Source organism: Stenotrophomonas testudinis (assembly GCF_024499815.1).
Taxonomy (GTDB): Bacteria; Pseudomonadota; Gammaproteobacteria; order Xanthomonadales; family Xanthomonadaceae; genus Stenotrophomonas.
Genome location: NZ_JAMOKY010000026.1, coordinates 1 through 24,186, shown reverse-complemented (window position 1 = coordinate 24,186; position 24,186 = coordinate 1). Strand labels below are relative to the sequence as shown.

The window sequence follows — 24,186 nt, the reverse complement described above, 5'->3', positions numbered from 1 at the left end:
TGCGCTGGCCCAACTGGAACCTCCGAATGGACGTCACCCTGCTTTCCGATGTGTCCGCCTGGCAGCGCCGCGGCGGAGCCGATACCGCTACCGAAATCGCCCAGCAGCCGGCGCTGTGGGAAGCCCTTGCGCAGGACCTGTCGCGTGCCCGCGACCGCCTGCAGGCCTTCCTCGGCGACAGCCTGAACGACCCCAACCAGCGCGTGCTGTTCACCGGCGCCGGCAGCTCCGGCTTCATCGCCGAGATGGTGGCCGATGCGATCAACGCGCAGTGGCCGGCCGAGGTGCGCGTGGTGCATACCACCAGCCTGCTGACCCACCCGGCGCTGTACCTGCAGCGCGACCGCCCCACCCTCCTGGTGTCGTTCGGCCGCAGCGGTTCCAGCCCGGAAAGCGTGGCCGCGGTCGACCGCGTGCGCAGCGACGTGGCCGATGCCCGCTTCCTCGACATCACCTGCAACGCCGATGGCGAACTGGCCCGCCGCGGTGCCGGCCGCAGCGATACCTGCACCTTGCTGATGCCCTCGGCCAGCTGCGATCGTGCATTCGCCATGACCAGCAGCCTGACCTGCATGCTGCTGGCCGCGCTGACCGTGTTCGACCGCTCGCCGTGGGAGTCACGCGTCGCGCGCCTGAAGCAGATCGCCGCGCTCGACCGCGAAGGCCTGGCACAGTGGGATGCACCGGTCGCGGCTCTCGCGCAGCGCCCGTTCAACCGGGTGATCTACCTGGCCAGCGGTCCGCTGGAAGCGCTGGCCCGCGAGTGCGCGCTGAAGGTCCTGGAGCTGACCGCCGGTCGCGTGCTGGCCCTTGCGAATACCCCGCTCGGCTTCCGCCACGGCCCCAAGTCCACGCTGGACGGCGACACCCTGGTGGTCGTGCTGCGCAGCGTGCAGCCGCTGGCACGCCGCTACGAACAGGACCTGCTGGAAGAACTGCGCCGCGACGGCGTGGCCGGCCAGGTGCTGGCGATCGGCCCGCATGCGGATATCGGCGCCGAGGATGACCATACCCTCAGCGTGCCCGTGCTTGAACCGGCGCTCGACGACCCGTGGCTGGCGCCGGTGTGGCTCGGCTTTGCCCAGCTGTTCGCGCTGCAGCGTTCGGCTGCGCTGGGCCTGACCCCGGACAATCCGTTCCCGGACGGCACCGTCAACCGCGTCGTCCAAGGCGTCACCATCCACCATGGCTGAGCTGATCGCCCACGCCTGCTACGGCATCGACATCGGCGGCACCAAGATCGAGCTGGTGGCGTGCGATGCGGCGATGCAGGTCACCTGGCGCCGCCGCGTGGCCACGCCGCAGGGCGACTACGCCGGCTTCCTGCAGGCGGTGGTCGCGCTGGTGGCCGAGGCCGATGCCACGCTGGGCCGCAGTGACGCCGCCATCGGCATCGCCCTGCCCGGCGTGCGCGACCGCCGCAGTGGCCGGCAGTTGAGCGCGAACGTGCCTGCATTGACCGGCCAGTGCGTGGCGCAGGACCTGCAGGCCCGCCTGCAGCGTCCGCTGCACTTCGGCAACGACCTGCAGTGCTTCGCGTTGTCCGAGGCGCACGGTGGTGCTGCCGACGGCTACCCCAGCATGTTCGGCGCCATCCTCGGTACCGGTGCCGGTGGTGGCTTCTGCCTGCAGGGCCGTCTGCTGACCGGCTTCAACGGCCTGGCCGGCGAGTGGGGCCACTGGAGCGTGCCTGGCCACCTGCTGCAGCGCCACGGCCTGCCCCTGCTGGACTGTGGCTGCGGCCTGCGGGGCTGCGTGGAGCGCTACGTGTCCGGCAGCGGCGTGGCGATGATCGAACGCCACCTGGGCGGCAGCGCGCGCGACGCCAGCGCAGTGATCACCTTGGCCGAGGCCGGCGACGTGCGTGCCCGCCAGGCGCTGGACATCCACCGCGACTTGCTCGGCCACAGCCTGGCCGCACTGGTGCTGGCGCTGGACCCGCACGTCATCGTGCTCGGTGGCGGCCTTTCGCAGTACGCGCCGCTGTACCAGCTGCTGCCCGCCGCCGTTGCCGCGCATCTGTTCAACGGCGCGCAGGTGCCGCCCATCGTGCCGCCGCGCTTCGGCGATGCCGGCGGTGCCCGCGGTGCCGCCCTGCTCGCCTGCCAACCCTCGTTTTCCTGATTGACCGGAGCCTGACCATGTCCCCGCTGCAGACCCTGCTTGCCTCCCACCGCGCCGGTGCCAACGTCGGCCTGTACAGCGTCTGCTGCAGCAACGAACAGGTGCTGCGCGCGGCCATGCACGTGGCACTGGCGCACGGCACCGTGCTGTTGATCGAGGCGACCTCCAACCAGGTCGACCAGTTCGGCGGCTACACCGGCATGACCCCGCCGCAGTACCGCGATTACGTCGGCGCGCTGGCCGATGAAGAGGGGTTCCCGCGCGAGCGGCTGATCCTCGGCGGTGACCACCTGGGCCCGAATGCCTGGCAGAAGCGCCCGGCCGCCGAAGCGATGACCCACGCGCGCGTGCTGATCGAGGCCTATGTGGCCGCGGGCTTCCACAAGATCCACCTGGACTGCAGCATGTCCTGCGCCGATGACCCGGTGCCGCTGCCCGATGCCATCGTTGCCGCGCGCTCGGCCGAGCTGGCCGAGATCGCCGAGCGCACCGCCACCGAACACGGCCTGCCGCCGCCGGTCTATGTCATCGGCACCGAAGTGCCGGTGCCCGGTGGCGAAGCCTCGCTGGCCGGTGGCCTGCAGGTGACCACGCCGGCCGCCGCCGCGCAGACCCTGGCCATCCACCAGCAGGCCTTCGATACGCCGCAGCTGCGCGATGCCTGGCAGCGCGTGATCGCGATGGTGGTGCAGCCAGGCGTGGATTTCGACCACAGCAGCGTGCACGAGTACGACCCGGCGGCCGCCAGTGCGCTCGCGGATTTCCTCGAACAGCAGCCGCGCATCGTGTTCGAAGCGCATTCCACCGATTACCAGCGCGAGAGCGGCCTGCACGCACTGGTGCGCGACCACTTCGCGATCCTCAAGGTAGGCCCGGCGGCGACGTTCGCCTACCGCGAGGCGCTGTTCGCGCTGGCCGCCATCGAAGCCGAACTGCTGCCGGACGCGCAATGCTCGCGCCTGCCGCAGGTGCTGGACGAGGTGATGCAGGCGCAGCCGAAGTACTGGCATCCGTATTACCAGGGCGACGAGGCCGAGCTGCGCCTGCTGCGCCGCTTCTCCTTCAGCGACCGCTGCCGCTACTACTGGGGCGAACCGGCATTGCTGCAGGCGGTGCAGACCCTGTTCGCCAACCTGGAACAGCAGGCGCCCCCGCTGGTGCTGCTCAGCCAGTACCTGCCCGAGCAGTACCGCGCCGTGCGCGAAGGCACCCTGGCCAATACCCCCAGCGCGCTGGCGCAGCACCGCATCGGCCAGTGCCTGGGCGAATATGCCCGCGCCTGCAGCGCCAACCGGGCCGCCAGCCGCAGGCAGAACGCAAGTTCGGCTGCCTCCGTTCTTGCGAACGGCTAATCTCTACCTTTCCTGACGAAACCGAGAGATGGCCATGCGCAACACCCGCTCCCGCCGGCAACAGATCCTGCAGCTGCTGATCGAGCATGGCTCGGTGCAGGTGGCCGATCTGGTCGAGCGCTTCGGCGTGTCGGCGGTGACCATCCGTGCCGATCTCACCCACTTCGAGTCGCAGGGCCTGGCCACCCGTACCCACGGTGGCGCCACTCTGGTGCGCACGCCGCCGCAGGAACAGGACATCCACGAAAAGGATGCGCTGAACCTGCCGCTGAAGGAGTCCATCGGCACCGCCGCGGCGCGGCTGGTGCAGGCCGGCGACAACATCATCATCGACTCCGGCTCGACCACGATGACCCTGGCCCGCCACCTGCGCGGCCATCGCGACGTGACGGTGATGACCAACGGCCTGAACATCGCCTGGGAACTGGCCAACGCGCCGGGCATCACCGTGCTGCTGACCGGCGGCCTGCTGCGCCAGCAGTCGCTGTCGCTGCAGGGCAGCCAGGCCGAGGCCAGCCTCAACTCCTACAGCTTCGACACCCTGTTCCTGGGCGTGGATGGCCTGGACCTGCAGTTCGGCCTGACCACCCACGATGAAGCCGAAGCCCGGCTCAACCACCGCATGGTCGAGCGCGCGCGCCGCATCGTGGTGCTCACCGACGCCTCCAAGTTCGGCCGCGTCAGCCTGCACCGCATCGCGCTGCTGGACCAGATCCACGCCATCATCACCGACGCCGGCATCGACGATGCCACCCGCGAGGGGCTGCAGCGGCTGGGCACCGAAGTGATCATCGCCGAGACACCGCCATGACCGACACCCGCCGCCTGCACGGCCGCATCCTGACTCCGCTGGGCTGGCGCCGTGGCCACGTCCAGTTCGATTCGCACATCCGCCAGCTGCAGGTGGATGACCACAGCGGCGCCGATGACCTGCAGCTGCCGGTGATCCTGCCTGGCTTCATCGACCTGCACGTGCACGGCGCGGCCGGCGTGGACCTGATGCAGGGCGGCGACGTGGCCCGCACCATCGCCCGCACCCACCTGCGCTTCGGCACCACCACCCTGCTGGCGACCACCATGACCGCCGGCCTGGACGAGATCGAGCATGCCCTGCAGGGCGTGGCCGCGACGATGGCATCCCCCGATGCCGAGGCGGCCAGCATCGCCGGCGTGCACCTGGAAGGCCCCTTCATCAGCCCGCAGCGGCTGGGCGCGCAGCCCAACCGCACGATCGAGGCGACGCTGGCACGGGTGCAGCAGCTGCATGCACTGGCACCGATCCGGGTAATGACCCTGGCGCCGGAAATCGGCGAGCACACCGCGCTGATTCCTGCGCTGGCAGCGATGGGCATCCGCGTGCAGCTGGGCCACAGTGCCGGTACCTACGAGGAAGGCGTCGCCGCGCTGCAGGCCGGTGCTTCGGGCTTCACCCATCTGTTCAACGGCATGACCGGCGTCGACCACTACCGTCCGGGCATTGCCGCCGCCGCGCTGGCGCATGCCCAGTACGCCGAGATCATTCCCGACCTGCAGCACATCCACCCCGGCGTGATCCGGCTGGCCGCGCGCGCGATTCCGCGCCTGTACGCGGTGACCGACGCCACGGCCGCTACCGGCATGCCCGATGGCGAGTACGCGCTGGGCGAACAGCGCGTGCACAAGTGCGGCGGCTGCGTGCGCCTGGCCACCGGCTCGCTGGCCGGCAGTGCGCTGACCATGGACCAGGCACTGCGCAATCTGGTGCAGGTGGGCCTGGACCTGGCCGATGCCTCGCAACGTGTCTCCACCTTCCCTGCCGCCTACCTTGGCCTGGAGGATCGCGGCCGCATCGCGCCCGACGCCCGTGCCGACCTGGTGGTGCTGGACGCCGGACTGCGCCTGCAGCAGGTGGTCGTCGGCGGGCGGCTAATCGATTTGTAGAGTCGAGCCATGCTCGACTGACCGCATGGCGCGGCAAAGCAGTCGAGCATGGCTCGACTCTACAGAAAGCAATCCGCACCGAAACGCCGCACAGGAAACCTGTCGATGACTGCACGCACCGCCCCGCGCTGGCCCGTACGCTACCTGCTGTTCATCGGCGGCCTCGGCGGCCTGCTGTACGGCATCGACATCGGCATCATCGCCGGCGCCCTGCCCTACCTGGAAGCCACCGCCAGCCACGCCTGGCAGCTCAGCAGCCAGCAGCTCGGTTTCGTTGTCGCCGCGGTGCTGCTGGGCAGTGTGCTGTCCTCGCTGTTCGCCGGCATGGTGGCCGACCTGATCGGCCGCCGCGGCGCGATGCTGCTGGCCGGCCTGCTGTTCACCGCGTCCATCCCGATCATGGCGCTGGCCTCGGGCTACACGCCGCTGCTGCTGGGCCGCCTGCTGCAGGGCGTCAGTGGCGGCCTGATCGGCGTGGTGGTGCCGCTGTACCTGGCCGAAGTGCTCAGCCCCGAGCGCCGCGGGCGTGGCGCCGCCATGTTCCAGCTGCTGCTGACCATCGGCCTGGTGCTGGCCGCACTCATCGGCCTGTACCAGGCGCACGCCGTGGACGCCGCCGCCGAGGCCGTGCGTTCGCTGCCGCTGGCGCAGCAGGCACAGGAACTGTTCGTGGTGAAGGACCACGCCTGGCGCACCATCTTCTGGAGCTGCCTGGCGCCGGGCCTGCTGTTCTGCGCCGGCATCTTCTGGCTGTCCGAATCACCGCGCTGGCTGGTGCGCCGCGGTCGCGTGGAGGATGCGCGCCGCAGTCTGCAGCGCGTGCTGCCCGATGCCGACGTGGAGGCCACGCTGGCGCAGATCCAGGCACCGGAATCGAGCAGCAGCGACGGTCGCCGCGATCCGCTGCTCAGCCGCCGCTACGTGGTGCCGTTCCTGCTGGCCTGCGTGGTACTGGCCTGCACCCAGGCCACCGGCATCAACTCGGTGCTGGCCTACGCGGTCAACATCCTCAACCAGGCCGGCCTGTCCGGCTCGGTGGCCAACGGCGCCGACGTGGCGATCAAGCTGCTCAACGCAGTGATGACCGTGGTCGCCCTGCTGCTGGTCGACCGCAAGGGCCGCAAGTTCCTGCTGATGCTGGGCAGCGGCGGCATCTGCGTGGCCCTGCTGGCTGCGGCGACGCTGTTCTTCCAGGCCGAGCGCGGCCGCGCCGACGTGCAGCCGCAGCTGCAGGCGGCGGTCAGTGGTGATGGCCTGCAGCTGGTACTGGATGAGGCGCAGTGGCAGCGCCTGGCGGGCGGCACCGACCGCGATGGCCGGCCGCTGCAGCTGACCGTGTCCTATGCGTATGGTGATTTCACCAACGTACGCGCCCTGCGCAGCGACAACCTGGGTGACCGCGAGCTGCGCGTCGAACGTGCCGGTACCGTGCAAGCGGACAGCGTGATCGGTGCGTTCTTCCGCAAACTCCACCTGAATCCATTTGCCGACCCGGCCAGTGCCGCGCAGGCACCCCTGCGTATCGAACAGGCGCGCATCGGCCCGGTGCCGCCGCCGGCCCATGGCTGGGCGGTGGCCATGTGCATCCTGGTGTTCGTGGCGTTCTTCGCGGTCGGCCCCGGTGTCTGCGTGTGGCTGGCGCTATCGGAGCTGATGCCCAACCGCATCCGCTCCAACGGCATGAGCATCGCCCTGCTGATCAACCAGTTCGTGTCCACCACCATTGCCGCGCTGTTCCTGCCCACCGTGGGGCACCATGGCTACGCCAGCATGTTCCTGTTCTGGGCCGGCTGCACATTCGTGTTCTTCCTGGTGGCCGCGCTGTGGCTGCCGGAAACCAAGGGCAAGTCGCTGGAGGAGATCGAAGCGCGGTTTGCCAGGTAGCGGTCGACCTTGGTCGACCTCCGTGCGCATCGCGGGGTGTGTCGGCGCGCCGATCACTGGCCGGTGATGTGCTTCTCCAGCGCCTGCGCTTCGGCCACGCTGGACAGCCCACTGAGCATCATCGATTCACCGAACGGTCCGGCCACCGTCACTACCGTCAGCACGCGGCCGTCCACGCTGATCGCCGCGCGCTGGCCCACCAGGGCCTCCGTGCCATGGTGGATGCGCTGGCGCGCTTCGGGCCGGTAGCGGATCTGCAGGCCGGGGTGATTGGCCTGGTCCAGCACATAGCGCACATCGGCGATATCGGCACTGCTGGCGATCGGCGGCTCGCGCAGGGCAAGGGTCTCACCCTGCCACTGCGCGGGCGTGCCCTTGCCGGTCGCATCGACCGCGCTCAGGCGTACGTCCACGCCCGGACGCGGTGCATGCGCCGGGCCCGTCATTGGCTCAGGCGTTGCCGCCGGCATGCATCCGGTCAGGGCCAGCGCCGCGCCCAGCAACAGTGCGCGCGCGCCCCTCATTTCAGCTTCCTCAGTTTCAGTGCCACCACGATCTGCAGCAGGCCATACAACAGGCTGCCGATGCCGATCCACAACGTGGTGACAGCCACCCCGGCCAGCGGGTTGGCCGCAAACAGCAGGCCCAGCACGATGGCCAGCACGCCGCTGAGAATCAGCACCCATTCGCCCCGGATGTGCCTGCGCACGCGCACGGCGAACACGATGCGGTAGATGCCCGCCACCAGCAGCCAGGCGGCCAGCAGCAGCACAAGCACGCTGGCGGTAGCCAGCGGGTTGATCACCGCCAGCGTGCCGAAGCCCAGCGACGCCACCGCGTACAGCAGCAGCCAGCCACGTGGCGCGCCACTGCCACCGCTGATCAGCGCGAGCAGGCTGATGACCCCTTCAACAATGGCCATCAGGCCCAACGCCCAGGCCAGCGCGGTGGCCGCAGCCATCGGCCAGCCGATCGCAGTGATACCGAAGCCCAGGGCGACCACGCCATACAGCAGCAGGATCGACCAGCTGCGGCCGATGGCCGACAACAACGGCGACGGTGAGGATTCGGGAGACAGCATGACCACTCCTTCGATCAGGTTCCGTGCCCCATCCTAGCGTCCAGCGTGCACGGGCGGATGAAGGTCCGTCGCAGGCCAGCGCTCAACTGCCTGCGCCCTCGCGGCGCTGCCAGCACATCTGCGCGCGGTCCGCGTTGAGCAGCAGGTTGTGGGTCTTCAGCATCTCGCCGCCAATCATCCAGTTTTCCGCTGCCAGCATGCGTTCCGGTGGCTGCACGATGGTGGCCTGCAGCCGCCCTGCGAGACCGGCACCGGCCACCTGCACGGTCTGCGTACGCACACGGCGGTCGACACGCCCCATCATCGTAGTGATGGCATGGTCATTCCACCGCGCCTCCGCCGGCTGCGGCTCCCGCGTGTCCCGCACTTCCAGCAGCCCTGTCATTCCGGTGTCGGCCATCACCAGCTTGTCAACGCCGTCGATCTTCATCGGGCTGCGCACGTTCCAGTAGCGGCCCCAGGGATCAGAGGTGACACGCAGCGGGCTCTGGCAACCGGTGTACTTCCATGCAGGCCCGAGTACGCGCAGGACGTCGTCGGACAGCAGCAGCGGCCCCAGTTGCCGCAATACGTCCAGGCCGATGATCGCGAACGGGATGGCGTCCGTCTGTGCGAGCGACACATCCTTGATGCGCACGCCGCCGATTTCCAGATCGACCGGCTCGACCAGCGCGGTGGTGACGACGGTGCCGCCCTGCTCTTCCTGGCGGAAGCCCGGCGTGGACTGCAGTTTCAACTGTCGTGCGAACGCGGGGGCAATGAACGACTGCGTCGCGCCGGTATCCACCAGGAACTCGACCTTTACGTTGCGGCCGGGGCCGGTGCCTCCGCTCAGCGTCGCCACCATGATGGGCCAACCCTTCTCATACCGCACCGGCACTTCCACTACGCCTTCCGGGCGCGCCACGACCTGCGCGGTGGGGCGCCCGGTAAAGGACTCGAAGGGCAACTGACCCAGGGCGCTCTGCTGGTACAGCGCCGAACCGGCCAGATAAGGGGTGCCACTGCCCAAGCGGCGGACCTTCACCATGGTCTCGGCCCAGGCACCAATTTCGCCGTGCCACAGATGGTTGCCGGCCAGGATGCCCAGGCACTGGTACAGCGAGAGCGAATCCGGCTCGGCCTGCACGGCGGGATCGTCGATGCAGCGTTGCGCCCACTTGTCGGAGTTGGCGATCTCGCCGCGGGTGCGGAAATACGCGGCGCGCGCAGGGTAGGCGCGGACCGGCGACTGGTCACCACTTCTGCGCAGGTAATCGGTGGCACCTACGGCCATCGCCACTTCACTGTCCAGGAAAGGCAGGCCCTTGGGCTGCTGTGCGGGCTGCGCGCCCACTGCGGCCGCGGCACACAGTGCGGACCACAGTGGCAGGGCAAGACGCCGACTACGCCGTACGGAATTCCATTCCATCAGACAACTCCTGGGCAAAGATCGCGATTCAGCGCAGATCCCATACGTTAGCCCAGGTACGTTCGCAGCAGGTGACAGCGCTCACGGTACCCGCGCGCAGACCCACACCCGCACCTCCTGCGCGCCCACCAACCGCAGCGTTTCCGCCACTTCCAGCACCGTGCTGCCGGTGGTCATCACATCGTCCACCACGGTCAGGCGCGGTGGCACCGCACCGCGCACATCGAAAGCATCGAACAGATTCTCGCGGCGCTGTTCGGCACTGCGCTCCGACTGCGGTGCCGTATGCCGGCGCCGGTACAGGCCGCGCCACACCGGCTGGCGCAGCAAGCGGCACAACTGCCCGGCCTGGTCATAGCCGCGCTGGCGCAACCGCCGCGGATGCAGCGGCACCGCCACCAGCGGCGGGCACGCCCACGATGGCGGCCTGCGCTGCATCAGCTGCGCAAGCAGGCGACCCGCCGCTAGGTCCTGATGGAACTTGTAGCGCACCAGCAGTTGGTCCACCGGCGGCAGGTACAGCAGGCTGGCATGGGTGGCAGCCTGCGGCGGTGGCTCCTCGCGGCAGGTGCCACAGACCGGCAGCGCGCTGTCGGGCAATGGCAGAGCACAGCGCAGGCAGGCGCGGCCGGACCAGGGCATATCGGCCAGGCAGGCGGCGCATAGATCCAGGCCATCGTGGCCGGGATCGTCGCAGACCAGGCAGCGCAGTGGCAGCAGTGCGCGCAATGCCGACGCGACAGTGCGCGGAAACAGCGTTTTCAGCATTCAACAAGTCTGCGTGCGGCCATTTCGCGATGGAATCGGGCGTCAACCCATGCGGCAGTCAGAGTGGGGCTTGTCTGCTTACCGGGAAAGGCTTCGACACGGTCACTGCACATTCCCGCTGCTAGCGTGCCCGATCTGTATCACCTCTTCGGACTCTACATGAACAAGCGGACCCGGATCGTTGTCATCGTGCTGGTCGTTGGCCTGCTGGCGATGGCCCTGCCCAGCCTGCTGTGGTACGTCAAACAGGGCGAGACCCAAGACGCCGGGTTACAGAAGGAGGCACAGAAGATGCAGCAGGAGCAGGCCAAGCCCTGATCGATTCCGTGCGCCCCGGACCTACCGCCCGCGATTGGCTGCCCGACGGCTGGAAAGTGCTGCCCCGCGAGTTCTATCGCCGGCATCCCACCGTCGTAGCACCGCAACTTCTCAACAAGCTGATCGTGCGTGACGATGGTCGCGCCGCACGCATCGTTGAGGTTGAGGCCTACGCAGGCAGCGAGGATCCCGCCGCGCATTCCTATCGTGGCCAGACGGCACGCAACGCCACCATGTTTGGCGAGGCGGGTCATCTATATGTCTATTTCAGCTACGGAATGCACTGGGGCAGCAACGCGGTATGTGGCGAGGTTGGCGAAGGTGTTGGCGTGCTGCTCAGAGCCGCCGAGCCGGTGTCCGGCATGGGCGCCATGCAGGCCGCGCGACCGGCAGCCAAGCGTGATCGCGATCTGGCGAGCGGACCGGGCAAACTGTCCCAGGCACTGGGCATCACGCGCGATCTGGATGGCGCAGACCTGGTCACTGCAGACCGCGGTGTCGTCATTGTCTGTGATGGCACGCCGCCACCGCCATCACCGGTGGTAGGGCCACGCATCGGCATCAGTCGCGCGGTGGATTTCCCTTGGCGCTGGCACGTGCCGGACCATCCACATGTGTCGGTCCGGCCACGCACACGCTAGCGCTCGCCCGCCAGCAACGGCGGCAGCACCTGCCCAAGCCAATCGATGAACACCCGCAGCCGTGGCGTCACGTGCCGGTTGTTCGGGTACACCACGTGGAACGGGTACGGTGCCGGTCGCCATGGCTGCAGCACTTCCACCAGCGCCTTGCTACGCAACGCAGCGCCGGCCGCGTAGCTGAAGGTCTGCACCAGGCCCATGCCTGCAACGGCGGCGGCCAGATGCGCATTGCTTTCGTTGATGCCGATGCGGTGCTCGGCCTTGATCTCGAACGCACCGTCCTCGCCCCGGAAGCGGAACGGTACCGCGCGGCCATTGGACGGCAGCAGGTAGCTGACCAACCGGTGGCCGTTGCGCAGCTCCTCCGGGTACGCAGGAATGCCGTGCGCCTTGAGGTAGCGCGGGCTGGCGCAGGTGACCAGGTGCGCATCACCCAGGTGACGGGCCACCAGCGTGGAGTCATCCAGTGCGCCGCCGCGGATCACGCAGTCCACGTTTTCGCTGATCAGGTTGACCGTGCGGTCTGAAACACCCAGTTCGATGCGGATGTCCGGGTAGCGCGCCATGAATTCCGGCAGCACCGGAATCAGCACATCGCGTGCGGTGGAGCCACCGATGTCCACGCGCAGCAGCCCGCGCGGTGCACCGCGTGCGGCGCTGAAAGAGGCGTCGACATCCTCGAGGTCGCGCAGCAGGCGGCCGGCCTTCTCGTAATACGCTTGGCCTTCGGCGGTGACCGCCACGCGGCGCGTGGTCCGCTGCAGCAGGCGCACGCCCAGGTGGGTTTCCAGTTCGCGCACCAGCTTGCTCAGCGAGGTGGTCGGCATGTCCAGCGAATCAGCGGCGCGGGTGAAGCTGCCGGCCTCGACGACGCGGGCAAAGGCACGGATGGCAGTGAGCTGATTCATGCCATCGATTATGCACGTGCATGCACAGTCATTGTCATTGCGCAGGATTTATTGCAGCCGCGCCGCCGCCCATCATTCTCCCACCCGCTGCCACCCCTCCCCGGCAGCCCTTGCAGGAGAACACCATGAGCACTGATTTCAACGACAAGATCGCCCTCGTCACCGGCGGCACCACCGGCATCGGCCTGGCCACCGCCCAGCACCTGGCCAGCCTCGGCGCCAAGGTCTTCATCACTGGCCGCCGCCAGCCGGAACTGGACGCCGCCGTGGCCTCCATCGGCGCGCAGGCCACCGGCATCCGCGCCGATGCGGCGCAGCCCAGCGACCTGGATGCGGTCTACGCGCAGATTGCCCGCCAAGCCGGCCGCCTCGACATCCTGTTCGCCAACGCCGGTGGTGGCGACATGCTGCCGCTGGGCGCCATCACCGAAGAACACTTCGACCGCATCTTCGCCACCAACGTACGCGGCGTGCTGTTCACCGTGCAGAAGGCGCTGCCGCTGCTGGTCGATGGCGCTTCGGTCATCCTCACCGGCTCGACGGTCTCGATCCAGGGCACGGCCAACTTCAGCGTGTACAGCGCCAGCAAGGCCGCCGTGCGCAACTTCGCCCGCTCGTGGGCGCTGGACCTGAAGGAGCGCCGCATCCGGGTGAACGTGGTCAGCCCCGGCCCGATCCGCACCCCCGGCCTGGGCGACCTGGTGCCCGACGAAGCCCGCCAGGGCCTGTTCGATCACCTCGCCGCGCAGGTGCCGCTGGCCCGCCTCGGTGAACCGCAGGAAGTGGCCAATGCCGTGGCTTTCCTGGCCTCGGATGCGTCCAGCTTCGTCAACGGCATCGAATTCTTCGTCGATGGCGGCATGGCCCAGGTGTAATGCCGGTCGGCCACTGCGATCGAGTTTGAATCAGCGCTGCCGGCCCAGGCCGGCATCCGCTTGCTGATACAGGATGTGCGTCAGCTCGTACTGGTTGCAGGCTCGCTCCGGCAGTGCACCGTCTTCGCCGGGGATACCCATCTCGAATCCCTCTTCCACATCCTCGTAGTACAGCCACCCGTCAGCGAGATGGGCGACGACCCAGACCGGCTCGACTTCGCCCAGGCGATGCAGTGGCATCGTATGGAACGCCACGCGCTGCGCCGCGAAGGCCGCCTGCTGGTCGAGCGTGCAGCGGGCGAGCTGGGCGGCAACCAACGCATCGAACTCTTCGCGGGTGATTGGCTTCCAGCATCCTGTGCGGGCGTCAAATGGCTGCATCAGAACGCGTCAATCGCAATCCTGGTAACCACCCACCACACCGCAGCGCCTGCAGCGGAACAGGTACGCCCTCGGTGATCCATCCTTGTCCAACGCGGCAAGGAAGTGCTGCCACTTGGGTCCGTCGTCCAGCCCGGTGCTGTCCTGGATCGCCGCCAGCGCGGATTCACCGTGCGCTTCCAGTTCGGCGCGACCGGCGCGGCCGATGAACTGCGCGGCATCCCCGCAATGGGTCCACCACTGTTCCTGCTGCCAGCCGTTGAAGCCGGGCGTACGCTGCGCGATCACGTCGCTGATCTCCTCATCGACTTCATCCCACTCGCCGCCACCACCGACGCCTTCCTCATCACTGAAGGTGACGCCCAGTCGCTCGTGCGCGGAGCCATCGGCGATGCACCACGGGCATATTTCGTGCCCGTACTCTTCTTCGGCATAGACCGGCCCGGTGTAGACGCAGCCACGCGACTGTCCGCAGCACACGCACGACGTATCGGCGGCGATCACGCTACCGGTGGCGATGGGATCGGGGTGATAGGTGAAGCGCGGCAGATCCATGGCAGTTCCGTTGCTGGGCGGCCCAGTGTAGCGGTGCGGTCAGGGCCAAATATCCTGTAAACCATCTCAAGCACAATGTAGTTGACAGGCCTCACCAAGCCACCCACACTGCCGCCCTCGCTCCACGCCCTCCAAGGTCCCGCCATGGCTCCTGCCATCCGCTACGACTGGCAGCACGATGAACTGCAGGCGCTTTTCGACCTGCCCTTGCCCGAACTGCTGTTCCGCGCCGCCAGCGTGCATCGCGCGCATTTCGATCCGGCCCAGGTGCAGGTGTCCACGCTGTTGTCGGTGAAGACCGGTGGCTGCCCGGAAGACTGCGCGTATTGCCCACAGGCGCAGCGCTACACCACGGGCGTGAGCGCGCAGAAACTGATGGATACCGATGCTGTGCTGGCCAAGGCACGCCAGGCCAAGGCCGCAGGTGCATCGCGCTTCTGCATGGGCGCCGCATGGCGTTCGCCGAAGGACCGCGACATTCCGAAGGTGGCTGCGATGATCGCCGGAGTGAAGGCGCTCGGCCTGGAAACCTGCGCCACCCTCGGCATGCTCAGTGGCGAGCAGGCGCGCGCGTTGAAAGACGCCGGCCTGGACTACTACAACCACAACCTGGACGCCGCGCCGGACTACTACGATTCGATCATCCACACGCGCCAGTACCAGGATCGCCTCGATACGCTGGGCCACGTGCGCGATGCCGGGCTGAAGACCTGCTGCGGCGGCATCGTCGGCATGGGCGAAACGCGTGCGCAGCGCATCGGCCTGCTGCTGGCGCTGGCCACGCTGCCGGCCCATCCCGATTCCGTGCCGATCAACAAGCTGGTGCAGGTGGCCGGTACGCCGCTGCATGGCAGCGCGGAACTGGACCCGTTCGAGTTCGTGCGGATGATCGCGGTGGCACGCATCGCGATGCCGCGTTCGATGGTGCGGCTGTCGGCCGGTCGCGAAGCCATGAGTGACGAGCTGCAGGCGCTGTGCTTCCTGGCCGGTGCCAACTCGATCTTCCATGGCGAGAAACTGCTGACCACCGGCAACCCGGAAAGCGAGCGCGACCTTGCCCTGTTCGCGCGCCTGGGCCTGCAGCCGATGCCGGTGCAGGTGGACGCCGAAGGCCACGACCACGGCGGTACCGTGCATGCCGATATCAGCGCCGATGGCCCCGGCTGTGGCTGCGCCCACGCCGCGTGACACGCCGCGTGATCGGGGCGTCGAGCAGGCGTGGCGGCAACGCGCTACCCTAGCCGCCCCGTCGTCGCCTGTAGCCAGCATGGCCCGCCCCGACCTGACCGCCCGCCTCCAAGCCCAGCGCGCGTTGCGCGATGCACAAGGCCGTCGCCGCCCGCGGCGCACGGTCACCCGTCGTGATGGTGTGCGCCTGGAAATTGACGGGCGCTGGTTGACCGGGTTCTGCAGCAACGACTACCTGGGCCTGGCCCAGCAGTTCAGCGTGGTCAACGCGCTGCAGGATGCGGCCGCGCGCGATGGCACCGGTGCCGGTGCCTCGCACTTGGTCTGCGGCCACCACGCACTGCACGACGCGCTGGAACGCGAAGTGGCCGACTGGCTCGGTTACCCGCGCGCCCTGCTGTTTGGCAGTGGCTTCGCCGCCAACCTGGCCGTGCAGCAGGCGCTGCTGAGCGAAGAGAACGACGTCTGCGTGCAGGACAAGCTCAACCACGCCAGCCTGCTCGATTCCACACGGCTGGCCGGTGCGCGCCTGCGCCGCTACCCGCACCTGGATCCGGAAGGCGCCATGCGCCAGCTCAAGCACGCGCCCGAGGGTGCGGCGATGCTGGCCACCGATGGTGTGTTCAGCATGGACGGCGATGTTGCACCGCTGCGTGCGTTGTCGCTGGTCGCGCGCCTGCAGCAGGCCCTGTTCTACGTGGACGACGCGCATGGCGTGGGCGTGCTCGGCGATGGCCGTGGTGCCGTCGCCACCGCCGGCCTGGGCGTGGACGACGTGCCGTTGCAGCTGGTCACCCTCGGCAAGGCGCTGGGCAGTTCCGGCGCACTGGTGCTGGGCCGCGAGGACCTGGTCGAGCACCTTTCCGAAACCGCTCGCCCCTACATCTACACCACTGCCCTGCCGCCGGCCTTGGCCGCCTCGGCACTGGAAGCGGTGCGCCTGGCCCGCCGCGATCATTGGCGCCGGGCCAAGCTGGCCGACCTGATCGCCCTGTTCCGCGGTGAGGCGCGCCGCCATGGCCTCGACCTGATGGCTTCGGAAACCCCCATCCAGCCGCTGCTGTGTGGCGATGACCACACCGCCGTGGCGATGTCGCAGGCGCTGGAGCAGGCCGGCTGGCTGGTCGGCGCGATCCGTCCGCCAACGGTGCCCGAAGGCAAGGCGCGGCTGCGCGTCACCCTGTCGGCACTGCATACGCCGGAACAGGTGCGGGAACTGGTCGAAGCCATCGCCCAGGCGCGCGACCGCGTCGCTGCCGGGCCGAGCGAAGCGCTGCCGCCGGCTTTACCCGCGCTGGCCTGACCCGCACGCGCCGTACCCCATGCATATCGAAGTCACCGGCCACGGGCCGGACCTGGTTCTGATCCACGGCTGGGCCCTGCAGGGCGGCGTGTTCGCGCCTCTGGCACAGCGCTTGGCCGACCGTTTCACCCTGCATCTGGTCGACCTGCCCGGCCATGGCCACAGCCGCGACGACAGCACGCCGCTGCGCCTGCCGCACGTGGTCAACGCCATTGCCGCGGCCACGCCGCCAGCGGTGTGGTGTGGCTGGTCGCTGGGCGGGCTGTTTGCCCTGCATGCGGCGGCAACCCTGCCGAAGGTGCGCGGGCTGGCGATGATCGCCGCCACGCCGCGTTTCGTGCGCGGCGAGGACTGGCCGCACGCGGTGGAACCGGCGGTGTTCGAGCAGTTCGGGCGTGATCTGGCCACGGACTTCGGCGGCACCCTGGAGCGCTTCCTGGCGTTGGACGTGATGGGTTCGGCGCATGCCCGCGAGGAGCTGCGCACCCTGCGCCAGCGCCTGGTCGAGCGCGGCGCCCCCAGCGAGCGCGCCCTGCTGGAAGGCCTGCGCCTGCTGGAAGGCACCGACCTGCGTGGCGCCCTGCCCACGCTGGGCAGGCCCAGCCTGTGGATCGCCGGCCAGCGCGACCGTCTGGTATCGCCGGCCGCGATGCAGGCCGCCGCCGCGCTGGCCCCGGGCGCGCAGGCGCTGACCGTCGCCCACGGCGGCCATGCGCCCTTCCTCGGCCACGCCGACGAGGTGGCCGCTGCCCTGCAACACTTCGTTGCCGGCCTGTCACCGGCCGATGGCGGACAATGAGCACTTTCCGCATTCGGCAGGGTTGACGCATGGATCTCGGTATTTCCGGCCGCTGGGCACTGGTCTGCGGCGCAAGCAAGGGTCTCGGCCTCGGCTGCGCGCGCGCCCTCGTGGCCGAAGGCGTGAACGTGGTGATCGTGGCCCGTGGCGAAACCGCCCTGCAGGCCGCCGCTGAGGAACTGCGCGCCCTGCCCGGTGCCGCCGAGGTGCGCACGATCGCCGCCGACGTCACCACCGAGGCTGGGCGCACGCAGGCGCTGGCCGCCTGCCCGCAGGTCGACATCCTGGTGACCAACGCCGGTGGCCCGCCGCCTGGCGACTTCCGCACCTTCGAGCGCGACGACTGGATCGCCGCGCTGGATGCCAACATGCTGGCGCCGATCGCACTGATCCGCGCCACGGTTGACGCAATGATCGCGCGCGGCTTCGGCCGCATCGTCAACATCACCTCGTCCTCGGTGAAGGCACCGATCGACACGCTGGCACTGTCCAACGGTGCGCGCAGCGGCCTCACCGGCTTCGTCGCGGGGCTGGCGCGGCGCACGGTCGGCCACAACGTCACGATCAACAACCTGCTGCCCGGCCAGTTCGACACCGACCGCCTGCGCGCCAACTTCGCCCACGCTGCGGGCCAGAACGGCGACGTGCAGGCGGTGGCCGACCGCCGCCGCCAGCAGATCCCCGCCGGCCGCTTCGGCACGCCGGACGAATTCGGCGCCGCCTGCGCCTTCCTGTGCAGCGCACAGGCCGGTTACCTCACCGGGCAGAACCTGCTGATCGACGGCGGCGCCTACCCCGGTACGTTCTAAGAGACTTCCGCAATGCCGTCCCACTTCGATGCCCGCCACGTCCGCCGCGCGTTCGCCCGCGCCGCCAACAGCTATGACGCCGCCGCTGCCCTGCAGCGCGAGGTGCAATCGCGGCTGATCGAATCGCTGGACTACCTGGAAGCGCGCACGCCCGAAGTGGTGCTGGACATCGGTGCCGGCACCGGCCACGCCAGCGCATTGATGAAGAAGCGCTGGCCGAAGGCGCAGGTGATCGCGATGGACGTGGCCCTGCCGATGCTGGACCAGGCCAAGCGCCAGGCCGGCTGGTGGAAGCCGTTCCAGCGCCTGTGCGGTGATGCCGCCGCGCTGCCGCTGGCCGACAACAGCGTCGATGTGATCTTCAGCAACCTGTGCCTGCAGTGGCTGGACGACCTGCCGGCGGTGTTCGCCGGTTTCCGTCGCGTGCTCAAGCCCGGTGGCCTGCTGCTGTGCTCCACCTTCGGCCCGGAAACGCTGGTCGAGCTCAATGAAGCGTTCGCCGCCGCCGATGACCGCCCGCATGTCAGCCGCTTCGCGCAGATCGCCCAGTTCGGCGATGCGTTGATGATGGCCGGCTTCCGCGACCCGGTGCTGGACCGCGACCTGTTCACCCTGACCTACGACGACCTGCCGGCGCTGATGCGCGAGCTGCGCGCGATGGGCGCGACCAATGCACGGGTGGATCGCCGCCACACGCTGACCGGCCGCGGTCGTTTCGCCGCTGCTGCAGCCGCGTACGAACCGATGCGCCGTACCGACGGCAAGCTTCCCAGCAGCTGGGAAGTGATCTACGCCCACGCCTGGGCGCCGGACCCGGGCGCGCCGATCCGCGAAGGCGGGCATGACATCGCCTCGGTGCCGGTGTCGGCCATCCCGATCCGCCGCAAGCAGCCCTGACCGAAAGCCGCCGCCGGGCATGGCCCGGCGCTACCGGGCGCGCGATAGGGCCGCGCCGGGTGCACGAATGGGTAGCGCCGGGCCATGCCCGGCGAGCGCAGCGGCGCGGCCTGGCGCTCAGGTATTCGCCGGCGAACTCAGCGGCGGGCGCACGAGGTCGCGGTGGAAGAAATAGATTTCCTGCACCAGGAAACGCCAGCTGGTGTGGAAGCTGCGGAAGCGCGTGCTCGGCGTGGACGAGGCCAGCGCCTCGATGCCCAGCGCCTGGCTCAGGCGCAGCGCGCGCGCCATGTGCAGCGGGTCGCTGACGATGATGACCGTGTGCAGCTTGCGCTGCTCCATCAGCCGCTTGGCTTCCACCAGGTTCTGCACGGTGTTGCGCGAGGCGGTCTCGATCAGGATCGCGTCATCCGGCACGCCGTGCTTCAGCGCATAGCGCCGTGCCACCTGCGATTCGGAAAAGCGCGCGCCCGCGCCACCGTAGCCACCGGTGAAGATCAGCAGCGGTGCATAACCGGCCTGGTACAGGTCCAGGCCGTGGCGGATGCGTTCTTCGAACACCGGCGACGGCTTGGCATCGTAGGCCGCCGCGCCCAGCACGATGATCGCGTCGGCCTTGGCGGCCTGGTCACGCTCACCCACCCAGACGATCCAAGCGGTCACGCCCAGCAGCCACACCAGCACCAGCACGAACAGGCGCCACAGCCAGCCCAGCAGGCCGGTGCGCGGTCGATGACGGCCGCGGCTCACGCCACCTCCCAGCGCAGCGCTGGCAGATCGACGTTGCCGCCGGACAGCACCAGGCCCACGCGCTGGCCGGCAAACCGCGCCGGCTGGGCCAGCACCGCTGCCAGCACAATGGCCGAGGACGGCTCCACCACCTGCTTCAGCACCTCCCACAGCAGGCGCATCGCCGCACGGGTGGCGTCATCTTCCACCACGATCACCTCGGCGCCCGCCGCCTGCAGCAGCTGGAAATTCGGCGCGCCGACCAGCGTGCGCAGGCCATCGCAGAACGTGTCCGGGGTGAAGGCGGTCACGCGCTGGCCGGCAGCCAGCGAACGCGCGGTGTCGTCGGCGCCGGCCGGTTCGGCCAGCACCAGGCGGGTCTGCGGGCTGGCGTGCTGCAGGGCCAGCGCAGTGCCGCTGGCCAGGCCACCGCCGCCCACCGGCACCACCAGTACGTCGAACGGGCCGTCGCTGTGCAGCAGTTCCAGCGCTGCCGTGCCCTGCCCGGCCATCACCGCCGGGTCGGCATAGGGATGCACCAGGGTCGCGCCGGTATCGGCCTGGACCTGCGCGCAGGTGGCCTCGCGGTCGGCGATGGTGGGCGGGCAGCGCCAGAGGGTGGCGCCATGGCGGGCGATGTTGGCCAGCTTGGCGGCCACCGCCCCTTCGGGCACCACGACGTGACAGGGAATGCCGCGGGTGCGGGCGGCCAGGGCCAGCGCCGCACCGTGGTTGCCCGAGGAATGGGTGACCACACCGGCCGCGGCGCGCCCGGCGTCCAGCGACCAGACCGCGTTGCAGGCACCACGGAACTTGAACGCCCCGCCGCGCTGCAGATGTTCGGCCTTGAACGCCAGCTGCGCCCCGGCCAGCGCATCCAGCGCGTGCGAGCGCAGGACCGGCGTGACATGGGCATGCGGCGCGATCCGCGCGGCGGCGGCCAGGACATCTTCGGCGCGGGGCAACAGTGAATCGCTCATGACGCAAGATTAACGTATGCCCCGACGCTGGCGGCCACGCACCCGGCCATGCCAGCATGCAGGCCTTCATCACCATTCATCCTGGGCCGGCACAATTAAGGGGCGATTCAATGCCCACGCCTGAAGCTGGCCCTACACCCGTCCTTGGGGGGACCCACATGAAAACGCGCCTGTTGCTTGCCGGTGGCCTGTTGCTGGCCCTCACCGGCTGTTCCACCTACGACTATGTCGGCGGTGGCAGCGGTGGCAGTTACTACCACGGTGCCCCGTCGACGGAGTACCGCTATCCGTATGGCTACCCGTCCACCTATGGCTACCCCTACTACGGTGGGTACGGCGGCTATGGCGGCGGTTACGGCTACGGCTATTACGGCAACCCGTATTACTCGCGCCCGGTCCACCGGCCGCCGCACAACCACCGCCCGCCGCCGCCGCCGCGTCCGGGCAACGGTGGTGAGAACCGTCCGCCGCCGCCGCCGCGACAGAACAACGGTGGCTCGCCGTGGCGGAACATGGACTCGATGCGTCGCCCGCCGCAGGCCGGCCGCCCGTCGGGTCCGCCGCAGGCGCGTCCGTCTGCGCCCCAGGCTCGCCCGTCCGCGCCGCCGCAGGCACGTCCGGCACAGCCACCACGTGCGCCGAGGTCGAACGGTTCTCCGTGGCGAAACCTGGAACGATGAACCGTTGCCTGCGGCGAAACATGAAACGTGCGACGCAGCGCACAGTTGAGCTCTGAACCATCTTGCATTTGACGCGGTTCAGGCCGCACTCTACGCGAGTGGTGACGGCCCGCGTCACAAAGTGACAAAAACGTTAAGGGCCCGTCCCAAACAGCTCTACGTCGATATCCGACAGGAACATCTGGATCCCCCCTGTTCCGGCCCTGTCGGATGTCGGCACCTCTGAAAGCAGACGGCCCCGCAATGCGGGGCCGTTTGTTTTTGGCTTGTTTGGATCCACGCCATGCGTGGACGGGCCTCGTCCGGCAAATCTGCAAAAAAACAGGGCCGGACAGTCCCCCGACTGCCGGCCCCCCGCTTCCCCACCGTGCGCCTGTACCGGCCCCTGTTCCAATTCCGGTCAACGGCGCCTACGGCGCCAGCCACGATGGGTGCTATTGGGTTATCTGCAAAAATCCTGCCAACTTTAGGGCGGATTTCAGCCCGCTCCCCATCCGGGCCCGTCGCCCCCCTCCGAATGGCGCTAAAATCGCCACCCCGGCGCCGCCCCGGCCGCGCCCGTCCCTTGTTGAACTGCCCCCATGACCCAGTCCTTCCATCGTTACGACGTCATCGTCATCGGCGGTGGCCACGCCGGCACCGAGGCCGCGCTGGCCGCGGCCCGTACCGGCGTGCGCACCCTGCTGCTGACCCACAACATCGAAACCGTGGGCGCGATGAGCTGCAACCCGGCCATCGGCGGCATCGGCAAGGGTCACCTGGTCAAGGAAATCGACGCCCTCGGCGGTGCGATGGCGCACGCCGCCGACCGCGCCGGCATCCAGTGGCGCACGCTCAACGCCTCCAAGGGCCCGGCCGTGCGCGCGACCCGCTGCCAGGCCGACCGCAACCTGTACCGCATGGCGATCCGCGCCATCGTCGAAGGCCAGGCCGACCTGACTGTGTTCCAGGCGGCCGTCGATGACCTGGTCATCGAAGGCGACGCCGTGCGCGGGGTCATCACCCAGACCGGCCTGCGCTTCGACGCCGAGGCCGTGGTGCTGACCGCCGGCACCTTCCTGGCCGGCAAGATCCACGTCGGCCCGACCCAGTACGCCGCCGGTCGCATGGGCGACCCGCCGGCCACCACGCTGGCCGCGCGCCTGCGCGAACGTCCGTTCCAGGTCGACCGCCTGAAGACCGGCACGCCGCCGCGCATCGATGGCCGCTCGCTGGATTACAGCGTGATGGACGAGCAGCCCGGCGACACGCCGCGCCCGGTGATGTCCTTCCTCGGTTCGGTGGACGAGCATCCGCAGCAGGTCAGCTGCTGGATCACGCACACCACCGAGCAGACCCACCAGATCATCCGCGACGCCCTGCACCGTTCGCCGCTGTACAGCGGGCAGATCGAGGGCATCGGCCCGCGCTACTGCCCGTCCATCGAGGACAAGGTGGTGCGCTTTGCGGAAAAGGCCAGCCACCAGATCTTCGTCGAACCCGAAGGCCTGGGCATCGTCGAGATCTATCCCAACGGCATCTCCACCTCGCTGCCGTTCGACGTGCAGCTGGAGATGGTGCGCAGCATCCGCGGCTTCCAGAACGCGCACATCACCCGCCCCGGCTACGCCATCGAATATGACTTCTTCGATCCGCGCGGCTTGAAGGCTTCGCTGGAAACCAAGCTGGTCAACGGCCTGTTCTTCGCCGGCCAGATCAACGGCACCACCGGCTATGAAGAGGCCGCCGCACAGGGCCTGCTGGCCGGCCTCAACGCTGCGCGCCAAGTGCGCGGGCTGGACGGCTGGTGCCCGCGCCGCGACGAAGCGTACCTGGGCGTGCTGGTGGATGACCTGATCACCCACGGCACCAACGAGCCGTACCGCATGTTCACCAGCCGCGCCGAGTACCGCCTGCAACTGCGCGAGGACAACGCCGACCAGCGCCTGACCCCGGCCGGCCGCGAGATGGGCCTGGTCGATGACCGCCGCTGGAGCGCCTTCGAGACCAAGCAGGCGGCAGTCGCCGCCGAGCGAGCGCGCTTGGGTGCACTGTGGGCGACCCCGGCCAATGCGCTTGGCCGCGAAGTGCAGGAAACCCTGGGCGTGGCGGTCAGCCGCGAAACCAACGTGCTGGACCTGATCAAGCGCCCGGAGCTGGACTACGCGCAGCTGATGCAGGTGCCGTCGCTGGGCCCGGCGGTGGCCGATGGCAAGGTGGCCGAGCAGGTCGAGATCGGCGTGAAGTACGCCGGCTATCTGGACCGCCAGCGTGACGAGATCGAACGCCAGCAGCGCCACGAAGCGACGCCGATCGCCGAAGGCTTCGACTACGCCAGCGTGCGTGGGTTGTCGGCCGAAGTGCTGCAGAAGCTGGAACGCGTGCGCCCGCAGACCATCGGCCAGGCACAGCGCATTCCCGGCATGACCCCGGCCGCGATCTCGCTGCTGCTGGTGCACCTGGAGCGCGCCCGCCGCAGCCGCGTGGCGTAACGCGCATCAGCGGTCGGGGGGGGGGGGGGGGGGGGGGGGGGGGGGGGGGGGGGGGGGGGGGGGGGGGGGGGGGGGGGGGCGGGGGCGGGGTGGGTGTTGTCTTATGTTTTTT

General features: G+C 69.1%; 25 protein-coding genes. 16 read left to right on the top strand and 9 right to left on the bottom strand.

All coding sequences use genetic code 11. The annotated features are described in order from the left end of the window. Positions 1-26 precede the first annotated feature (26 nt). From NQ204_RS13875 to NQ204_RS13850, 6 genes are all read left to right on the top strand, one after another. The gene (locus tag NQ204_RS13875; RefSeq protein WP_116862499.1) at positions 27-1,193 is read left to right on the top strand and encodes an SIS domain-containing protein; all 1,167 of its coding nucleotides are present in this window, start codon (positions 27-29) and stop codon (positions 1,191-1,193) included. After that, entirely contained in the window at positions 1,186-2,124 is a 939-nt protein-coding gene (locus NQ204_RS13870; protein WP_256644179.1) for an ROK family protein, read from the top strand. The genes NQ204_RS13875 and NQ204_RS13870 overlap by 8 nt, the downstream gene beginning before the upstream one ends. Before the next feature lie 17 nt (positions 2,125-2,141). Beyond that, positions 2,142-3,476: a D-tagatose-bisphosphate aldolase, class II, non-catalytic subunit gene (locus NQ204_RS13865; RefSeq protein ID WP_256644178.1), complete on the top strand. Its 1,335-nt coding sequence runs from the start codon at positions 2,142-2,144 to the stop codon at positions 3,474-3,476. Between the two features lie 34 nt (positions 3,477-3,510). Beyond that, positions 3,511-4,287 (top strand): DeoR family transcriptional regulator, encoded by a 777-nt coding sequence (locus NQ204_RS13860; protein ID WP_116862563.1) that lies wholly within the window; start codon positions 3,511-3,513, stop codon positions 4,285-4,287. Then, positions 4,284-5,396: an N-acetylglucosamine-6-phosphate deacetylase gene (nagA, locus tag NQ204_RS13855; protein ID WP_116862496.1), complete on the top strand. Its 1,113-nt coding sequence runs from the start codon at positions 4,284-4,286 to the stop codon at positions 5,394-5,396. The genes NQ204_RS13860 and nagA overlap by 4 nt, the downstream gene beginning before the upstream one ends. Before the next feature lie 105 nt (positions 5,397-5,501). Further along, complete coding sequence (locus NQ204_RS13850) at positions 5,502-7,280, top strand: MFS transporter (RefSeq protein WP_116862495.1); 1,779 nt, start codon at positions 5,502-5,504, stop codon at positions 7,278-7,280. 53 nt (positions 7,281-7,333) lie between these two features. Here NQ204_RS13850 and NQ204_RS13845 read toward each other — a convergent pair whose 3' ends face one another. The 4 genes from NQ204_RS13845 to NQ204_RS13830 form a co-directional block, all read right to left on the bottom strand. Then, positions 7,334-7,804: a SecDF P1 head subdomain-containing protein gene (locus NQ204_RS13845; protein WP_256644177.1), complete on the bottom strand. Its 471-nt coding sequence runs from the start codon at positions 7,802-7,804 to the stop codon at positions 7,334-7,336. Continuing rightward, positions 7,801-8,361 carry an HdeD family acid-resistance protein gene (locus NQ204_RS13840; RefSeq protein WP_256644176.1) on the bottom strand — a complete coding sequence of 187 codons (561 nt, stop codon included), beginning with the start codon at positions 8,359-8,361 and terminating at the stop codon, positions 7,801-7,803. Before NQ204_RS13840 ends, NQ204_RS13845 begins: the two co-directional genes overlap by 4 nt. 82 nt (positions 8,362-8,443) lie before the next feature. Next, positions 8,444-9,772, bottom strand: coding sequence for a retropepsin-like aspartic protease (locus tag NQ204_RS13835; RefSeq protein WP_256644175.1), 1,329 nt, complete (start codon positions 9,770-9,772; stop codon positions 8,444-8,446). An 81-nt stretch (positions 9,773-9,853) separates the two neighbouring features. Next, positions 9,854-10,540, bottom strand: coding sequence for a ComF family protein (locus NQ204_RS13830; RefSeq protein WP_256644174.1), 687 nt, complete (start codon positions 10,538-10,540; stop codon positions 9,854-9,856). A gap of 159 nt (positions 10,541-10,699) precedes the next feature. Here NQ204_RS13830 and NQ204_RS13825 point away from each other — a divergent pair, with 159 nt between their 5' ends. After that, complete coding sequence (locus NQ204_RS13825) at positions 10,700-10,858, top strand: hypothetical protein (RefSeq protein WP_165835655.1); 159 nt, start codon at positions 10,700-10,702, stop codon at positions 10,856-10,858. A gap of 8 nt (positions 10,859-10,866) precedes the next feature. Beyond that, positions 10,867-11,499 (top strand): DNA-3-methyladenine glycosylase, encoded by a 633-nt coding sequence (locus tag NQ204_RS13820; RefSeq protein ID WP_243402620.1) that lies wholly within the window; start codon positions 10,867-10,869, stop codon positions 11,497-11,499. Here the strand turns inward: NQ204_RS13820 and NQ204_RS13815 are convergent. Beyond that, positions 11,496-12,407, bottom strand: a complete 912-nt coding sequence (locus tag NQ204_RS13815) for a LysR family transcriptional regulator (protein WP_256644173.1) — start codon at positions 12,405-12,407, stop codon at positions 11,496-11,498. The genes NQ204_RS13820 and NQ204_RS13815 overlap by 4 nt on opposite strands. A gap of 125 nt (positions 12,408-12,532) precedes the next feature. On the opposite strand from NQ204_RS13815, the gene NQ204_RS13810 reads away from it, so the two are divergent. Next, positions 12,533-13,282, top strand: a complete 750-nt coding sequence (locus tag NQ204_RS13810; RefSeq protein WP_116862488.1) for an SDR family NAD(P)-dependent oxidoreductase — start codon at positions 12,533-12,535, stop codon at positions 13,280-13,282. Positions 13,283-13,312: 30 nt separating this feature from the next. On the opposite strand, the gene NQ204_RS13805 is transcribed toward NQ204_RS13810, so the two are convergent. Together NQ204_RS13805 and NQ204_RS13800 are read right to left on the bottom strand one after the other, a co-directional pair. Further along, complete coding sequence (locus NQ204_RS13805) at positions 13,313-13,663, bottom strand: hypothetical protein (RefSeq protein WP_256644172.1); 351 nt, start codon at positions 13,661-13,663, stop codon at positions 13,313-13,315. A 9-nt stretch (positions 13,664-13,672) separates the two neighbouring features. After that, entirely contained in the window at positions 13,673-14,218 is a 546-nt protein-coding gene (locus NQ204_RS13800; RefSeq protein ID WP_256644171.1) for a CbrC family protein, read from the bottom strand. Between the two features lie 144 nt (positions 14,219-14,362). On the opposite strand from NQ204_RS13800, the gene bioB reads away from it, so the two are divergent. The 5 genes from bioB (at position 14,363) to bioC (ending at position 19,214) form a co-directional block, all read left to right on the top strand. Beyond that, positions 14,363-15,406 (top strand): biotin synthase BioB, encoded by a 1,044-nt coding sequence (gene bioB, locus NQ204_RS13795; protein WP_256644170.1) that lies wholly within the window; start codon positions 14,363-14,365, stop codon positions 15,404-15,406. A gap of 79 nt (positions 15,407-15,485) precedes the next feature. Next, positions 15,486-16,709: an 8-amino-7-oxononanoate synthase gene (gene bioF, locus NQ204_RS13790; protein WP_256644169.1), complete on the top strand. Its 1,224-nt coding sequence runs from the start codon at positions 15,486-15,488 to the stop codon at positions 16,707-16,709. A 19-nt stretch (positions 16,710-16,728) separates the two neighbouring features. Next, positions 16,729-17,508, top strand: a complete 780-nt coding sequence (gene bioH, locus NQ204_RS13785; protein ID WP_256644168.1) for a pimeloyl-ACP methyl ester esterase BioH — start codon at positions 16,729-16,731, stop codon at positions 17,506-17,508. A gap of 29 nt (positions 17,509-17,537) precedes the next feature. Next, positions 17,538-18,317: an SDR family oxidoreductase gene (locus NQ204_RS13780; RefSeq protein ID WP_116862482.1), complete on the top strand. Its 780-nt coding sequence runs from the start codon at positions 17,538-17,540 to the stop codon at positions 18,315-18,317. Positions 18,318-18,329: 12 nt separating this feature from the next. Continuing rightward, the gene (gene bioC / locus NQ204_RS13775) at positions 18,330-19,214 is read left to right on the top strand and encodes a malonyl-ACP O-methyltransferase BioC (protein WP_116862481.1); all 885 of its coding nucleotides are present in this window, start codon (positions 18,330-18,332) and stop codon (positions 19,212-19,214) included. A gap of 117 nt (positions 19,215-19,331) precedes the next feature. Here bioC and NQ204_RS13770 read toward each other — a convergent pair whose 3' ends face one another. Both NQ204_RS13770 and NQ204_RS13765 read right to left on the bottom strand, forming a co-directional pair. Next, on the bottom strand, positions 19,332-19,976 hold the full coding sequence (locus tag NQ204_RS13770) for a YdcF family protein (RefSeq protein ID WP_165835659.1): 645 nt from the start codon (positions 19,974-19,976) through the stop codon (positions 19,332-19,334). Continuing rightward, positions 19,961-20,923, bottom strand: a complete 963-nt coding sequence (locus NQ204_RS13765) for a pyridoxal-phosphate dependent enzyme (RefSeq protein WP_256644167.1) — start codon at positions 20,921-20,923, stop codon at positions 19,961-19,963. The genes NQ204_RS13770 and NQ204_RS13765 overlap by 16 nt, the downstream gene beginning before the upstream one ends. Positions 20,924-21,081: 158 nt before the next feature. Between NQ204_RS13765 and NQ204_RS13760 the strand changes: the two genes are divergently transcribed. Both NQ204_RS13760 and mnmG read left to right on the top strand, forming a co-directional pair. Further along, entirely contained in the window at positions 21,082-21,603 is a 522-nt protein-coding gene (locus NQ204_RS13760; RefSeq protein WP_256644166.1) for a hypothetical protein, read from the top strand. A gap of 581 nt (positions 21,604-22,184) precedes the next feature. After that, entirely contained in the window at positions 22,185-24,074 is a 1,890-nt protein-coding gene (mnmG, locus tag NQ204_RS13755) for a tRNA uridine-5-carboxymethylaminomethyl(34) synthesis enzyme MnmG (protein ID WP_116865443.1), read from the top strand. Positions 24,075-24,186: the final 112 nt, after the last annotated feature.